This is a genomic window from Burkholderia sp. WTPI3 (assembly GCF_021483755.1).
Classification (GTDB): Bacteria; Pseudomonadota; Gammaproteobacteria; order Burkholderiales; family Burkholderiaceae; genus Burkholderia.
This window is the reverse complement of the sequence record NZ_JAGIXF010000027.1, coordinates 1-16068: the sequence shown is the minus strand read 5'-3', so window position 1 is coordinate 16068 and position 16068 is coordinate 1. Positions and strand designations below refer to the sequence as shown.

The window sequence follows — 16068 nt, the reverse complement described above, 5'->3', positions numbered from 1 at the left end:
GTGTGGACGCCGTGCTTTGAAGCCGTGTTCGCAGGTGCCCTATGGCCGCCGGCCCCGTCTTTCGGGCCCAAGCGCCTCTTCAGGCAATTCTCCCCGCCATCCTTCCCGCTCCAGCGTGCTTGTGACAACACAACAAGGTGCGGCCTGCCGCCGTTTCCGTCCTCGCGACAACCGCGAGGCGCCGGCAGCAGAGTCGCCTGGAGTCGTTCATGAAACGCATGCTGTTCAATGCGACGCAGCAGGAGGAGCTGCGCGTCGCCATCGTCGATGGGCAAAAGCTCATCGACATCGACATCGAAACAGCCGGGCGCGAACAGCGCAAAGGCAATATCTACAAGGGTGTCGTGACCCGCATCGAGCCGTCGCTCGAAGCGTGCTTCGTCAACTACGGCGAAGACCGCCACGGCTTCCTGCCGTTCAAGGAAGTCGCCCGCCAGTACTTCAAGGAAGGCATCGACATGCGCTCCGCGCGCATTCAGGATGCCCTGCGCGAAGGCCAGGAGCTGATCGTCCAGGTCGAAAAGGAAGAACGCGGCAACAAGGGCGCCGCCCTTACGACGTTCATCTCGCTCGCCGGCCGTTATCTGGTGCTGATGCCGAACAACCCGCGCGGCGGCGGCGTGTCGCGCCGGATCGAAGGCGACGAGCGCCAGGAACTGCGCGAAACCATGGCGCAGCTGCAGATTCCCGACGGCATGAGCATGATCGCCCGTACCGCGGGCATCGGCCGCAGCGCCGAGGAACTGCAGTGGGACCTGAACTACCTGCTGCAACTGTGGCGCGCGATCGAAGCAGCGTCGCAAAGCGGGAATTCCGGCCAGCCGATGCTGATCTATCTGGAATCGAGCCTCGTGATCCGCGCGATCCGGGACTATTTCCAGCCCGATATCGGCGAAATCCTGATCGACACGACCGAGATCTACGATCAGGCCCGTGCGTTCATGGACATCGTGATGCCGGACAACGTGTCGAAGGTGAAGCGCTACCACGACGACGTGCCGCTCTTCTCGCGCTTCCAGATCGAGCACCAGATCGAAACCGCGTACTCGCGCACGGTACCGCTGCCGTCGGGCGGCGCGATCGTGATCGACCACACCGAAGCGCTCGTCGCGATCGACGTGAACTCGGCGCGTGCGACCAAGGGTGCGGACATCGAGGAAACGGCAACCCGCACGAACCTCGAAGCGGCGGACGAAGTGGCCCGCCAGCTGCGCCTGCGCGACCTCGGCGGCCTGATCGTGATCGACTTCATCGACATGGAGTCGGCCAAGAGCCAGCGCGAAGTCGAGCAACGCCTGAAGGACGCGCTCAAGCACGACCGCGCCCGCGTGCAGATGGGCAAGATCTCGCGCTTCGGCCTGATGGAACTGTCGCGCCAGCGGCTGCGCCCGGCCCTGTCGGAAGGCAGCCACGTGACGTGCCCGCGCTGTAACGGCACCGGCCACATCCGCGACACCGAATCGTCCGCGCTGCAGGTCCTGCGGATCATTCAGGAAGAGGCGATGAAGGAAAACACCGCGGCGATCCACTGCCAGGTGCCGGTCGAGGTGACCGCCTTCCTGCTCAACGAAAAGCGTCAGGAAATCAACAAGATCGAGTCGCGCTTCAAGGTCGGCATCGTGCTGATCCCGAACAAGCACCTCGATACGCCGCACTACAAGCTCGAGCGCCTGCGCCATGACGACGCACGCCTCGACGATCCGCGCGCGTCCTGGAAGATGGCCGAGGAAGCCGCCCGCGAACTGGAGTCGGAAACCGGCTACAGCAAGCGCGCAGCCGACGTGAAGCCGAAGCAGGAAGCGGCGGTCAAGGGCATCACGCCCGAGCGGCCGGCTCCGAGCCCGGCACCCCAGCGCCCGGCCGAGCCGGTTGCTGCACCGGCACCGGTCGCCGCGGCAAGCGGCGGCTTCATCGGCTGGCTGAAGGGTCTGTTCGGCATGTCGCCGGCTCCGGCACCCGCGCCGGTTGCACCGGCACCGGTGAAGGAACAGGCTGCCCGTCCGGCCCGCGAGCGGACCGAGAAATCGGACCAGCGCGGCGGCGATCGCAACCGCAATCGTCGTGGCGGCACCCAGCAGGCTCAGGGTGGTCGCGACCAGGCTGCGGCAGGCCGCGGCCAGCCGCAACGCCTGGAACGCGAAGGCAAGGAAGTGCGCGAGCCGCGTGAACCGCGTGAAGGCCGTGAGGGTCGTGAGCCGCGCGACGCTCGCGAACCGCGTGAAAACCGCGAAGGTCGTGAGGGCCGTGGCCCGCGTGAAGGTCGCGAACCGCGCGAGCCGCGTGAAAACCGCGAACCTCGCGAGCCGCGCGAGAACCGCGAGAACCGCGAGCCGCGCGAACGCGCCGAGCAGCCGGAAGCCGCCGACGCAGCCGGCCGTGGCGAGCGCCAGGAACGTGGCGAGCGTCGCGAACGCGGCGAACGCCGCAAGCCGACGCAGCATGCGGCCACGCTCGAAACCGTCACCCGTGGCGAGAACCATCCGGAGTCGGAAGCCGACGAAGCAGCCGCAACCGCCCTGCCGGGCGCCGATGTGGCTGCCGATGCGGAAGCTGGCGCACGTGACGGCGAGGAACGTCGCCGCCGCCGCCGCGGCCGCCGTGGCGGTCGCCGCGAACGCGAGGACGAAGGCGCAGTCGTCGACCAGGGCATGCACGGCGAAGCCGCCGAGCAGGTCGTGACAACGGAAGCGTCGCCTGCGATCGAGCCGACCCATACGGCCGCACCGGTTGCCGTGGCAGCCGTTGCCGCAGCAGGCGCCGCCGTTGCCGACGCAGCCGTCGAGCAGCGTGCCGAACCGGCCGCGGTCGAGCCGCAACCGGCACCGGTTCGCGTCGAAGCGACGCCGGTTGCTCCGGTCGAGCCCGCCGTGGTCGCCCTGGCCGCCGAACCGGCACCGGTCGCACCGGCTGCCGCCGAGGAAGCCGGCCCGGCTCCGGTCGCGGTTTCGCCTACCGATGCGTTCGAAGTGCCGGCCGCACCGACTGCCGTCGAAGCGCAGCAGCCCGCGCCCGTCGAGCAGCCCGCACCGGCACCGGTCGTTGCAGCCGAAGTCGCTCCGGTAACTGTCGCTCCGGTAACTGTCGAACCGGTTCGTGTCGAAGCCGCACCGGTCGAAGCCGCACCGGCCGAAGCGGTTGCGGCACCGGCACCGGCTCCCTCGCAACCGGCCGCAGCGCCCGCTTCGGCGAGCCTCGATGTCGTGCTGAAACAAGCCGGCCTCGTGTGGGTGAACACGGACGCCGACAAGTTCCGCGCGGCGCAGGAAGCCGCCTCGCGCCTGCCGCGTGCAGCCCGCGTGCCGCGCGAGCGCAAGACACTGCCGCCGGTCGACTCGACCCCGATGCAGCAGGTCGAAACGTCGCACCGCTAAGCGGCGCAGCGCACCGACCAGAAAGAGCCCGCCTCCGGCGGGCTTTTTCATTTCCGCGCTGCGGGTTTCCGCCCACCGGCCCGGCCAGCCGCTTGCGGCTAAAATAGAGGTCTGGCTCGCACTTCTTTCAACATGTCCCGACGCATCATTCCCCTCGCCGACGTCAGCGGGATGCCGGATATCTCCGGCGTCGCGCATACCCCTGACGGCGCCCTGGCCGACACGTTCGCCAGGCCGCTGCGCGATCTGCGCATTTCGGTGACGGACCGCTGCAACTTCCGCTGCGTGTACTGCATGCCGCGCGACGTATTCGACAAGGACTACCCGTTCCTGCCGCACAGCGCGCTGCTCACGCACGAAGAAATCGAGCGCGTGGCGCGGCTCTTCGTCGCACACGGCGTCGAGAAGATCCGTATCACGGGCGGCGAACCGCTGCTGCGCAAGAACCTCGAATTCCTGATCGAGCGCCTCGCGCGCCTGACGACCCACGAAGGTCGCCCGCTCGACCTGACGCTGACGACCAACGGCTCGCTGCTCGCCCGCAAGGCGCGCGCGCTGAAGGACGCCGGGCTCACACGGGTGACGGTCAGCCTCGATGCGCTCGACGACACGCTGTTCAAACGCATGAACGACGCCGACTTCGCGAGCGCCGACGTCCTCGACGGCATCTTCGCCGCGCAGGCCGCGGGCCTCGCACCGGTGAAGGTCAACATGGTCGTGAAGCGCGGCACCAACGACGACGAGATCCTGCCGATGGCCGAGCGCTTCCGCGGCACCGGCGTGATCCTGCGCTTCATCGAATACATGGATGTCGGCACGTCGAACGGCTGGAACATGACCGAAGTGCTGCCGTCCGCGGACGTCATCGCGCGGATCGCCGAACGATTCCCGCTGGTGCCGCTCGAGCCGCACACGGCGGCCGAAACCGCGCAGCGCTGGGGCTACGCGGACGGCGGCGGCGAGATCGGCGTGATCTCGAGCGTCACGCAGGCATTCTGCGGCGACTGCACGCGCGCGCGACTGTCGACCGAAGGCAAGCTGTACCTGTGCCTGTTCGCGTCGGGAGGCCACGATCTGCGCGCGCTGGTGCGCGGCGGTGCAGCGACGCCGAGATCGCGACCGCGATTGCCCGGATCTGGCAGGCCCGCACCGACCGCTATTCGCAGTTGCGCGGCAGCGCGGCCGGCGACGTCGCCCCCAACGGCGACGGCAAGCGTGTCGAAATGTCCTACATCGGCGGCTGACCGCGCCGCCCGCCCCCGATTTTCCCGACGATGCCCGCTTCCGACGCGCCCTCCATCACCGGCCTGCTGCTCGCGGGCGGGCGGGCGACGCGCATGGACGGCGCCGACAAGGGCCTGCAGTTGCTCGACGGTACGCCGCTCGCGCTGCACGTGCTGCGCCGGCTGTCGCCGCAGGTCGACGAGACGCTGATCAGCACCAATCGCAATGCCGATCGCTACGCCGAGCTCGGCGCACCGTTCGACGCGCGCATCGTGCCCGACGAAACACCCGATTTCCCCGGCCCGCTCGCGGGCCTGCTTGCCGGCATGCGGGCGGCACGCACGCCGCTCGTGGCGTGCTCGCCCTGCGATACGCCGTATTTGCCAACCGACCTCGTCGCGCAGTTGCGCGCGGCGCTCGACGCGCAACAAGCCGACATCGCAATGGCAGTGACCGTCGACGCGCTGCAAGCGCGCTCGCCGCAACCGACCTTCGCACTGCTGCGCACGTCGCTCGCCGACGATCTCGCCGTCGGGCTCGCGACCGGCGAGCGCAAGGTGCGTGCGTGGTACGCACGCCACAAGACGGTCGAAGTCGAGTTTCGCGACGAGCGTGCGTTTTACAATGCCAACTCCTGGCAGGAACTCGCCGCGCTCGCCCGCCGCTGACGGCACCGGCATCGTTCCCGCCCGCCGCATGCGCCTGCGCGCTCAGGCGCCCTCTTCGCGCCACCGGCCACGAACCCGATACGCCTTGCGGCGCAGTCCGACTGATGATCAAGCAACCCCCGCCCGTTTCCCGAACCGCACCCGATTCCGCTGCCCCGCTGTCGCTCGCCGACGCGCAGGCACTCGCGTGCCGTTTCGCGGTGCCGGTCGATGCTTGCGACACGGTATCGCTGCACGACGCGCTCGACCGCGTGCTCGCGGCCGACGTGAATGCGCCGTTCGACATTCCCGCGTACGACAACTCGGCGATGGACGGCTATGCGTTCGACGGCAGCGCAAGCGCGCCCGCATCGCCCGGCGACGTCACGCTGACGATCGCCGGTACCGCGTTCGCCGGCCATCCGTTCGACGGCGCCGTGGCAGCCGGCGCATGCATCCGCATCATGACCGGCGCGCCGATGCCGGCCGGATGCGACACGGTCATTCCGCAGGAACGCGTTCGGATCGACGGTGACGTCATCCGCTTCGCCGCGCACGACGCCGCACGCGGCGCAAACTGCCGCAAGGCCGGCGAGGACCTCGCGCGCGGCGCGTGCGCGCTCGCCGCCGGCCGCATCCTGCGTCCGTCCGATCTCGGCCTGCTCGCATCGTTCGGCCTGACCGAAGTCACGGTGCGCCGCCGCGTGCGCGTCGCCGTGTTCTCGACCGGCGACGAACTGCGCGAACCCGGCGAACCGCTCGGCCGCGGCACACTGTACGACAGCAATCGCGGAATGCTGGTCGCGATGCTCGAGCGGCTGCACATCGACGCCGTCGATCTCGGGATCGTCCGCGACGATCCGGCCGCGCTCGAACGCGCGTTGAGCGACGCGGTCGCCGCACAGGCCGACGCGGTGATCACGTCGGGCGGCGTGTCGGTCGGCGAAGCCGACTTCACGCGCGACGTGATGGCGCGCCTCGGCGACGTCACGTTCGCGAGCCTTGCTCTGCGGCCCGGCCGTCCACTCGCGTGCGGCACGCTCGCGCGCGCCGCCGATGGCGCCGGCCACGTGCTGTTCTTCGGGCTGCCCGGCAATCCGGTCGCATCCGCCGTGACGTTCTACGCCATCGTGCGCCCCGCGCTGCTGATGCTGGCCGGTGCGCACGCGCCGCCGACGGCGATGTACACGGCACTCAGCATGCAGGCACTGAAAAAGCGCCCGGGCCGCACTGAGTACCTACGGGCCATCGCGACGCGCGCCGCCGACGGCCAGTGGCACGTCGTGCCGACCGGCTCGCAGAGCTCGGCATCGCTGAGCGGCCTCGCGGCCGCCAACTGTTTCATCGTCCTGGGCCACGATACCGCGGCGGTCGACGCGGGCGCCCCGGTCGACATCCTGCCGCTCGACGGCCTGATCTGAATTCCAATCGGTATATCTCTACGGGGGCAATCCGCACATGAAAAAACAAATCTCGTCGATCGCCGCGGGGCAGACCGCGAAGGCGCTGATCCTCGTCTACCTGACGTTCAGCGTGCCGATCGTGCTGCTCGGCATTCTGGTCGCATACATCCGCTACGGGATGGTCGAGCTGAGCACGATCCTGAGCGCGCTGCTGCTGAACGCGATCCTCGGCTTCGTGCTGCTGTGGATCGCATGCCACGCGTACAACTGGGTCGCATCGCGCTTCGGCGGCATCGAGATCGTGCTGTCCGATCCGCCGGAGGAAGCATGAGCGGCACGCCGCTGATCCGGGCGGCCGACGCCCGTGATGTCGGCGCAATCCTCGCGCTGATGCGCGAACTGGCCGACTTCGAGAAACTTGCACACCTGTTCGTCGCGACCGACGCCGACCTGGCCGACGCGCTATTCGGCGAACGGCCCGCTGCCGAGGCGCTCGTGGCCGAGCGCGACGGCGCGATCGTCGCGTATGCGCTGTTCTTCCACAACTATTCGACGTTCCTCGGCCGTCGCGGCCTCTATCTCGAGGATCTGTACGTGCAGCCGTCGCAGCGCGGCACGGGTCTCGGCACCGCGATGCTGCGGCACCTCGCGGCGCTGGCCGTCGAGCGTCGCTGCGGTCGCTTTGAATGGTCGGTGCTCGACTGGAACCAGCCGGCGATCGACTTCTACGAGAAGATGGGCGCGACCGTGCTGCCGGAATGGCGCATCGTGCGCGTGACGGGCGACGCACTGGACACGCTCGCCGGTAACTGAGCGCGGCCCGGCCATGCCGGGCGCCGCTGCAAAAGAAAACGGGCGCCACGGCGCCCGTTTTCTTTTGCAGCCGGTTTCTGGCCACGTACGTCATGCGTCGTCCGCATCGGCGCCGTCCGCACCCTCCGACCCGAGCAGCCCGGCCGCCGTGTCGCCGGGCAACGCCTCGACCTGCTTCAGCTTGCGGTTCATCACACGGGTGCGCTGCTCGGCCGCCTCGATCGAGCGCGTGACCGTTTCGAGCTGCGCCTTCGTGCGCGCGAGCACATCGCCGAACTTGCCGAACTCGGTCTTCACCGCGCCGAGCACCTGCCACACTTCACTCGAGCGCTGCTCGATCGCGAGCGTGCGGAACCCCATCTGCAGACTGTTCAGCAGCGCGGTCAATGTCGTCGGGCCGGCTACCGTCACGCGATAGTCGCGCTGCAGCAGATCCGTCAGCCCCGGGCGACGCAGGATCTCCGCATAGAGTCCCTCGGTCGGCAGGAACAGCAGCGCGAAATCGGTCGTATGCGGCGGCGCGACGTACTTTTCGGCGATCGTACGCGCCTCCATCCGCACGCGCGCTTCGAGCGCACGGGCAGCTTCCTCGACCGCCGCCGAATCGGCACGCTCCTGCGCATCGATCAGCCGCTCGTAATCCTCGCGCGGAAATTTCGCATCGATCGGCAGCCACACCGGCGGCGCGTCGCGCGTGCCGCCCTCGCGACCCGGCAGCCGGATCGCGAACTCGACACGCTCGCTGCTCTTGGGCACCGTCGCAACGTTCTTCGCGTACTGGTCCGGCGTGAGCATCTGTTCGAGCAGCGCCTCGAGCTGCACCTCGCCCCACGTGCCGCGCGTCTTCACGTTGGTCAGCACCTTCTTCAGGTCGCCGACGCCGGCCGCCAGCGTCTGCATCTCGCCGAGCCCGCGGTGCACCTGCTCGAGCCGGTCCGACACGAGCTTGAACGATTCGCCGAGCCGCTGTTCGAGCGTCGCGTGCAGCTTCTCGTCGACGGTGCGGCGCATCTCCTCGAGCTTCGCCGCGTTGTTCGTCTCGATTTCCTTCAGCCGTTGTTCGAGCGTCGCGCGCACTTCGCCGATCCGGCGGTCGTTTGCTTCGGTCAGCTGCGTGAGCTGGCGGTTCAGCGTGTCGCCGAACAGCCGCAGCGCGACCGTCTGCTCTTCGCGCGCCTGCTGCGCCTGGCGCTGCACGCTTTCGCGCATCGCGTCGAACTGCTGCGCGTTGCCGGCGACGAGCTTGCCGAGTTGCTGCGCGAAGCCCTCGATCTGGTTGTTCTGCACGGTCGCGATGCTCGTTAACTGCGTCGCGAGCGTCTGCTGAAGCTGCGAGAAATTGCCGGCCAGCTCGGTACGCGAGCCGCGCGCGTTCTCGACGATCTCGCCACGCAACTCGCGTTCGAGCCGCTCGACCGCACGCGCCTGCGCATGCGCGGCGTCCTCGATCTGGTCGCCGAGCACGGCTGCATCGTCGTGACCTCCGCCCCCGCGCACGATCACGACGACCGCCACCGCCAGCGCCACGGCCAGCACGACGATCGCCGCCAGCAACAACGTCGTCGTCATGCGCGCGGCTTCCCGATCACATCCGGGTTGATCGGATTCGGCGGCTGGCCCGCGCGCGGCCCTTCGCCCAGTGCGGCAATCAGGTTGTCGGCCGCGAGGTTCGCCATCGCGCGGCGCGTCTTTTCGGTTGCGCTCGCGATGTGCGGCGTCAGCACGACGTTCGGCACATCGAGCAGCGCCGGATGCACGCTCGGCTCGCCTTCATACACGTCCAGGCCTGCCGCGGCGATCGTCCCGTTGCGCAACGCAGCGGCCAGCGCCGCGTCGTCGACGATGCCGCCGCGCGCGATGTTGGTCAGCGTCGCGGTGGGCTTCATCTTCGCGAGTTCGGCCGCGCCGATCGTGTGATGGTTCTCCTTCGTATACGGCAGCACCAGCACGACGTGATCGGCACGCGACAGCAGCGCATCCTTCGACACGTATTCGGCATTCAATTCAGTCTCGATGTCGGGCGCGACCCGCGAGCGGTTGTGATAGATCACCTGCATCCCGAAACCGCGCGCACGGCGCGCGAGCGCCTGGCCGATACGCCCCATCCCGATGACGCCCAGCGTCGACCCGTAAATGTCGCTGCCGAGAAAGCCGTCGTACGCCCACTTCCGCCAGTGCCCGGCCCGCAGCCAGTGCTCGGATTCGGCGATTCGTCGCGCGGCGGCCATCATCAGCGCCCAGCCGAAATCCGCGGTCGACTCGTTCAGCACATCGGGCGTGTTGGTGCCGAGCACGTTCGCCGCGTTGAACGCGGCCATGTCGAAGTTGTTGTAGCCGACTGCCATGTTCGACACGACGCGCAAGCGCGGCGCCGCCGCGAGCACGGCCGCGCCGACCGGATCGCCGGCCGTCAGCGCGCCGTCCTTGTCGGCAAGACGCGCGGCGAGCGCATCGGGGGCGAGCGCGTCGCCGTTATTCCATTCGACTTCGAAATACTGCTTGAGCCGCTCGATCACGTCCGGAAAAATCGGACGTGCGACCAGGATCTTCTGCATCGTCATCTCCACATGCCACAGCCGGAACGCGGCACGCCGTGTGCCGCCGGGACCGCCCGCGCTTGGTTGAAAATCGTCAGTCCTACGCCGCGAAAAAGATCCACGACGTCAGCAGGAACACCGGCATCAGTACGACCAGCGACCAGCCGAGATACGCAAAGAAGCTCGGCATCTTCACACCGCGCGATTCCGCGATCGCCTTCACCATGAAGTTCGGCGCATTGCCGATATAGCTGTTCGCGCCCATGAATACGGCCCCAGCGGAAATCGCGGCGAGCGTCGTCGCGCCAGTCGTCATCAGCGACTGCGCGTCGCCGCCCGCGAGATTGAAGAACACGAGGTAGGTCGGCGCGTTGTCGAGGAACGACGACAGCACGCCCGTCGCCCAGAAGTACATCGCGTCGATCGGCTTGCCGTCGGGGCCCGTGACGAGATGGACGATCTGCGCGAACGCGCCGTCCGCACCCGCGCGCAGGATCACGATCACGGGCGAGATCGTCACGAAGATCCCCGCGAACAGCTTCGCGACCTCTTCGATCGGCGCCCAGTTGAACGCGTTGCCCTCGCGCGCCGAACGCGGCGTCAGCGCGAGCGACGCGAGCGCCACGATGACGAGCGCGACGTCGCGCACGAGGTTCTGCAGCGCGACGTGCGTGCCCCACACGTCGAACGCGACGTCCGGCTTCCAGATCCCGCTCATCAGCACGAGGCCGATCACGGCCGCGAGCAGCACGAAGTTGATCTTGCCGTCGATCGTCAGCCCCACGCTGTCGGGCGTCGGGTCGAGCTCGTCCGGCCGCTCCTCGCCGCCCTTCCGGTAGAAGTACGTGTCGAGCACAAAGAACAGCGTCAACAGCACCGCGCAGATGAACAGCATCGGCAGCGCAAGATGCGTGGTCGTCCAGAAGAAGCTCACGCCGTTCAGGAAACCGAGGAACAGCGGCGGATCGCCTAGCGGCGACAGGGAGCCGCCCGCATTTGCGACAAGGAAGATGAAGAAGAGCACGACGTGCACGACATGCTTGCGGTTGTCGTTCGCACGCAGCAGGGGCCGGATCAGCAGCATCGCGGCGCCCGTCGTGCCCATCACGCTCGCGAGCAGCGTGCCGAGCGCGAGGATCGCCGTGTTCAGCTTCGGCGTGCCGTGCAGGTTGCCGTTCACGCAGATGCCGCCGGCCACCGTGTAAAGCGCGGTCAGCAGCACGATGAACGGGATGTACTCCTCGAGCAGCGCATGCACCAGCGTACCGAACGCGGTGTCCGCGCCGAACGCGAGCGCGAACGGCACCAGGAACGCGACGGCCCACGCGGCGGCGATCTTGCCGAAGTGGTGATGCCAGAACACCGGGGCGACGAGCGGGAACGCCGCGATGGACAGCAGGATCCCGGCGAACGGGATGCCCCAGAGCGCGGACAACGTGGCACCGTCGAGCGTGGCGGCCGATGCGAGCGCGGGAACGGCGCCAAGCGCGGCTCCCGATGCCATGCCTGCCCAGGCGGCATGTCGTTTCATGCAGAACTTCCTCGTATGAATGGCTGTGGATGCAACGGACGCGTCATGCGCCCCGCACGACAATCGCGTGAACGCGGTACGGGCCGTGTGCGCCCAGCACGATGGTCTGCTCGATGTCGCCGGTGCGCGACGGGCCCGATACGAAATTGACCGCGCGCGGCAATTCGCCCCGCTCCGCGCGAATCAGCGCGAATGCGTCTTCATGGCCTGCAACGATCCGCGACGCCGGCACGATCGCGATATGCGTCTCCGGCAGGAGGCCCGCCGATGCGTAGGTGTCGGGGCCGGACAGCAGCACCAGCGAACCCGTTTCGGCGGTTGCGCAGAAGCAACCCGTCAGACCGACGAGATCGCCGTCGCGCGGCTTTCGGCACTCGACCGACAGGCCGGCGCCTGCCCAGTCGAGATCGGACAGCGTGCGCCATGCGACGGCCTGCATCGGCAGGCCGTGGGCGGAAAGATAGCGGCCAGCGGCGGCGGGCGCGTCGGCCAGCGTCGCGACTTCGTCGACCGTCGTCGACAGACGCGCAGCTTCATCGACGAACGCGGCGACGAGGTCGGCCGGCATCGGCGGACGCGGCCCCTCGGGATGACGGGCGAGATAGTCGGCGACGCCTTCGCGCTCCGCTGCATCGGGTTCGCCCGTGCGTCCCTGCGCCGCGCGAATGCGCGCGAGGATCTGGCGACGGGCAGCGGAAGTGTCCATGAACGGTCCTCGTGACGTTGGCGTGCGATACCGTCGGATTATACCGGCGGCCCTCGCCGCCACGCACCTGCCCGTTCGGCCGACGCCTACTTCGACGCGTCGTCGGCCGGCTGCGCGATGCCGAACACCTGGCGCAGGTAGGCGAGATACGCCTTGTCGTCGCACATGCTCTTGCCCGGCGAATCCGACAGCTTGGCGACAGGCTGTCCGTTGCAGCGGACCATTTTGATCACGATCTGAAGCGGCACGTAGCCGAGATCGTTCGTGAGATTGGTGCCGACGCCGAACGCGAGCTTGCAGCGGCCGCGGAACCGTTCGTACAGCTGCATGACCTTCGGGATGTCGAGCGCGTCCGAGAACACGAGCACCTTGGTGCGCGGATCGCAGCGGTTCGCTTCGTAGTGATGCAGCATGCGCTCGCCCCAGTCGAACGGATCGCCCGAATCATGACGCGCACCATCGAACAGCTTGCAGAAGTACATGTCGAAGTCGTTCAGGAACGCATCCATCCCGTAGACGTCCGACAGTGCGATCCCGAGGTCGCCGCGGTATTCCTTCGCCCACATCTCGAAACCGTAGGTCTGCGAATCGCGCAGCCGCGGGCCGAGCGCCTGGCATGCCTGCAGGTATTCGTGCGCCATCGTGCCGAGCGGCGTCAGGTCGTGCTTCATCGCGTAGAACACGTTGCTCGTGCCCGCGAATTGCGGCCCGAGCCCGTCGCGCAGCGTCAGCGCGACCTCCTCGTGCCACACCTTCGAGAAGCGCCGGCGCGTGCCGTAGTCGGCGATCTTGCAGTCGGCGAACTCGGGCTTCGCGCCGAGCAGCTTGACCTTCTCGCGCAGTCGCTCGCGGCCTTCGCGATAGTCGGGCTCGCGCTGCGTGTTGCGGAAATAGACTTCGTTGACGATCGCCAGCACCGGGATCTCGAACAGGATCGTGTGCAGCCACGGCCCCACGATCTCGATGTCGATCTCGCCGTTGCCCTTCGGCGACGGCGTAATCGAGATGTACTTCTCGTTCAGATGGAACAGCGCAAGGAAGTCGACGAAGTCACTTTTGATGAAGCGCATGCGCCGCAGGTAGTCGAGCTCGTCGTCGGTGAAGCGCAGCGAACAGAGGCCGCGCACCTCGTCGCGGATCTCGTCGATATACGGCACGAGATCGACGCCGGGCGTGCGGCACCGAAACCGGTATTCGACGTTTGCGGCAGGAAAGTGATGCAGGACGACCTGCATCATCGTGAACTTGTAGAGATCCGTGTCGAGCAGCGAAGTGATGATCATGATTGCGGTACCGCAAATATCGTGATCGGGCCCCGGCGCACCGCGCGCCGCCCGGTCTGTCGGCCATGTTACCCGAATGCGTGCCCGACCATCGTGAAACCCCGGCCGCCCCGTCGGGCCGACACATCCTGCCGCCGCTCGCCGCCGACGCCATAAACTAATCACGAAACGATATAAGCCGGAAAGCCGACCACGTCATGCGGGTTTTGCGCTTCAGTTACAATGCCGCTTTTGGCGCAAACGCCACCCCATATATACCGCCAAGCAGGAGCGTTTTAATGACTCACGTTGTGACCGAAGGCTGCATCAAGTGCAAATACACGGATTGCGTGGATGTGTGCCCGGTGGATTGCTTCCGTGAAGGTCCCAACTTTCTCGCCATCGATCCGGACGAGTGCATCGACTGCGCCGTGTGCGTCGCCGAATGCCCGACCAATGCGATCTATGCCGAAGAAGACGTTCCGGGCGACCAGCAGCAGTTCACCGAGCTGAACGCCGAGCTGGCGAAGGGCTGGCCGTCGATCACGAAGACCAAGCCGGCACCGGCCGACGCGGACGAGTGGAAGGACGTGCAAGAGAAGCTGCACCTGCTCGAGCGCTGATCGCGCAGCGGCGCCGAAAATTTTTTTGTACGCCGCGGCCCAAAAGGGTTGACAGGTTAGCGAACCCTCCATACAATCTCGTTTCTCTGCTGTTGTTGTTTGTTCCCCGATAGCTCAGTCGGTAGAGCGCCGGACTGTTAATCCGTAGGTCCCTGGTTCGAGCCCAGGTCGGGGAGCCAAAACACTAAGCCCGTTGAAAGTGGACGGGTTTTTTGTTGGAAACCCAACACGCAGATGTACCGATTTATTCCCCGATAGCTCAGTCGGTAGAGCGCCGGACTGTTAATCCGTAGGTCCCTGGTTCGAGCCCAGGTCGGGGAGCCAGAAAATGAAAGGCCCGTCATTCGACGGGCCTTTTGTCTTTTCGGCGCCCGTCGGCCAGCGCCGCGCATGCTAGAGTCGTTGTCCCGCATTCGCATCCGGTTCCGTCGATGAAGCACAGCCTCCTTTCCGCCACGCCGTTCGCCCTTCTCTTTTCCGCCCTTGCCGTCGCCCCGCTCGCGCACGCGGAGGAAGTCGGCAGCGTCAACACCCATTTCCGCGTGACGGGCTCCGATCGCGTGGTCGTCGAAGCGTACGACGATCCGCTCGTGAGCGGCGTGACCTGCTACGTGTCCCGCGCACGCACCGGCGGCATCAAGGGCACGCTCGGTGTCGCGGAAGATCCAAGCGAAGCGTCGATCGCATGCCGGCAGGTCGGCCCGCTCAGCTTCAAGGAGCCGCTCAAGCAGCAGACCGACGTGTTCAGCGAGCGCATGTCGTTCATCTTCAAGACGCTGCACGTCGTGCGCGTGGTCGACAAGAAGCGCAACACGCTCGTCTACCTGACCTACAGCGACCGCATCGTCAGCGGCAGCCCGAAGAACGCCGTCACCGCAGTGCCGATGCCGGCCGGCACGACGATCCCGGTCAAGTAAGCCCGCGCCTGCCAGGCGCGCGAGCGATACACTGTCGATTCGACCGTTCCCGCGCCCGATCATGTCCGCCACCCGCCTTCCGGATTCCGCACGCTACTGGCGCACGCCGCTGCTGCCGAATGCGGACCTGCTCACAGCGACCTATCGCGACCATACGTTCGCGCCGCACTGGCACGACGCGTACACGATTCCGGTGATCCTCGAGGGCGCGGAGCGCTACACCTGCCGCGGCAGCGGCCATGTCGCCGAAACGGGCACCGTGCCGGTGATCAATCCCGGCGAAGTGCACACGGGCTCGCGCGCGACCGACGAGGGCTGGTGCTATCGCGTCAGCTACGTGCCGGTCGACTATATCCGCGCACTCGCGAGCGCGATCGCAGGTCGCCAGCAGGATGCGCCCTGGTTCCCGTCCAGCGTGATCCGCGACCCCGATCTCGCGGCGCGCCTCGCGCTCGCGCACCGGATGATGGAAGCCGGCAGCGAACCCATGCCGCCATCCGGCGCGCACGGGCCAGTGGCAACCGACGATCCCGCACCAGGCACGCCGCGCGTGTACGATCCGCTCGCCGCCGAAACGGCGCTGCTCGACGCGCTGTCGACACTGATCGCGCGCCATGCCGACGCGCGGCTGCAACCGGCGGTGCTCGCGGCAGACGAACCGCGCGTCGACGCGATGCGCGAACGGCTCGCGGCCGATCTCACGTGCACGGTGACGCTCGACGATGTCGCACAGGCAGTCGGCCTGTCGTCGTTCCATGCAGCACGCCTGTTCACCCGTACGACCGGGATGCCGCCGCATGCGTGGCGCAACCAGTTGCGGTTGCAGCGCGCGCTTGCACCGTTGCGCGCAGGCGTACCCGTCGCCGATGTCGCGGCGGCAAGCGGCTTCGTCGACCAGAGCCACTTCACGCGACACTTCAAACGGATGTTCGGCGTGCCGCCCGGGCGCTGGCAGGCGCGCTGACGAACGAATTCGCGCATGCGCCGGCACGGGAAACCGTGCCCGCACGTCGCGCCGCCGACATCGGCGCGCG

The 16068-nt window shown here is 67.5% G+C and carries 13 protein-coding genes, 2 tRNA genes and 1 pseudogene; 11 read left to right on the top strand and 5 right to left on the bottom strand.

The features are described from left to right. Window positions 1–209 precede the first annotated feature (209 nt). The 6 genes and pseudogenes from J7024_RS16800 (at window position 210) to J7024_RS16775 (ending at window position 7458) form a co-directional block, all read left to right on the top strand. A complete protein-coding gene (locus J7024_RS16800) occupies window positions 210–3371 on the top strand; it encodes an Rne/Rng family ribonuclease (RefSeq protein WP_234745315.1) in 3162 nt (1053 codons plus the stop codon). 132 nt (window positions 3372–3503) lie between these two features. Then, window positions 3504–4615, top strand: a pseudogene (gene moaA, locus J7024_RS16795) (GTP 3',8-cyclase MoaA). Window positions 4616–4645: 30 nt separating this feature from the next. Further along, window positions 4646–5263, top strand: a complete 618-nt coding sequence (gene mobA / locus J7024_RS16790; RefSeq protein ID WP_124829298.1) for a molybdenum cofactor guanylyltransferase MobA — start codon at window positions 4646–4648, stop codon at window positions 5261–5263. Window positions 5264–5367: 104 nt separating this feature from the next. Then, complete coding sequence (gene moeA, locus J7024_RS16785; RefSeq protein ID WP_124829299.1) at window positions 5368–6663, top strand: molybdopterin molybdotransferase MoeA; 1296 nt, start codon at window positions 5368–5370, stop codon at window positions 6661–6663. Between the two features lie 37 nt (window positions 6664–6700). Further along, entirely contained in the window at window positions 6701–6976 is a 276-nt protein-coding gene (locus J7024_RS16780; protein ID WP_006476519.1) for a hypothetical protein, read from the top strand. Beyond that, window positions 6973–7458, top strand: coding sequence for a GNAT family N-acetyltransferase (locus tag J7024_RS16775; RefSeq protein ID WP_124829300.1), 486 nt, complete (start codon window positions 6973–6975; stop codon window positions 7456–7458). The genes J7024_RS16780 and J7024_RS16775 overlap by 4 nt, the downstream gene beginning before the upstream one ends. A 90-nt stretch (window positions 7459–7548) precedes the next feature. Here J7024_RS16775 and J7024_RS16770 read toward each other — a convergent pair whose 3' ends face one another. The 5 genes from J7024_RS16770 to pncB form a co-directional block, all read right to left on the bottom strand. After that, window positions 7549–9027, bottom strand: a complete 1479-nt coding sequence (locus J7024_RS16770; RefSeq protein WP_124829301.1) for a DNA recombination protein RmuC — start codon at window positions 9025–9027, stop codon at window positions 7549–7551. Further along, window positions 9024–10013, bottom strand: coding sequence for a 2-hydroxyacid dehydrogenase (locus tag J7024_RS16765; protein ID WP_124829302.1), 990 nt, complete (start codon window positions 10011–10013; stop codon window positions 9024–9026). Before J7024_RS16765 ends, J7024_RS16770 begins: the two co-directional genes overlap by 4 nt. Before the next feature lie 82 nt (window positions 10014–10095). Next, a complete protein-coding gene (locus tag J7024_RS16760; protein ID WP_234745314.1) occupies window positions 10096–11526 on the bottom strand; it encodes a sodium:proton antiporter in 1431 nt (476 codons plus the stop codon). A gap of 43 nt (window positions 11527–11569) precedes the next feature. Next, the gene (locus J7024_RS16755) at window positions 11570–12232 is read right to left on the bottom strand and encodes a LutC/YkgG family protein (protein WP_124829304.1); all 663 of its coding nucleotides are present in this window, start codon (window positions 12230–12232) and stop codon (window positions 11570–11572) included. A gap of 86 nt (window positions 12233–12318) precedes the next feature. Further along, window positions 12319–13515, bottom strand: coding sequence for a nicotinate phosphoribosyltransferase (gene pncB, locus J7024_RS16750; RefSeq protein WP_124829305.1), 1197 nt, complete (start codon window positions 13513–13515; stop codon window positions 12319–12321). A gap of 278 nt (window positions 13516–13793) precedes the next feature. Here pncB and fdxA point away from each other — a divergent pair, with 278 nt between their 5' ends. From fdxA to J7024_RS16725, 5 genes are all read left to right on the top strand, one after another. Beyond that, on the top strand, window positions 13794–14117 hold the full coding sequence (gene fdxA / locus J7024_RS16745; RefSeq protein WP_059235411.1) for a ferredoxin FdxA: 324 nt from the start codon (window positions 13794–13796) through the stop codon (window positions 14115–14117). Window positions 14118–14220: 103 nt separating this feature from the next. Then, window positions 14221–14296, top strand: a tRNA-Asn gene (locus J7024_RS16740). A gap of 69 nt (window positions 14297–14365) precedes the next feature. After that, window positions 14366–14441, top strand: a tRNA-Asn gene (locus tag J7024_RS16735). Between the two features lie 107 nt (window positions 14442–14548). After that, on the top strand, window positions 14549–15034 hold the full coding sequence (locus J7024_RS16730) for a CreA family protein (RefSeq protein WP_175751071.1): 486 nt from the start codon (window positions 14549–14551) through the stop codon (window positions 15032–15034). A gap of 61 nt (window positions 15035–15095) precedes the next feature. Further along, the gene (locus J7024_RS16725) at window positions 15096–15998 is read left to right on the top strand and encodes an AraC family transcriptional regulator (RefSeq protein ID WP_175751070.1); all 903 of its coding nucleotides are present in this window, start codon (window positions 15096–15098) and stop codon (window positions 15996–15998) included. Window positions 15999–16068 lie beyond the last annotated feature (70 nt).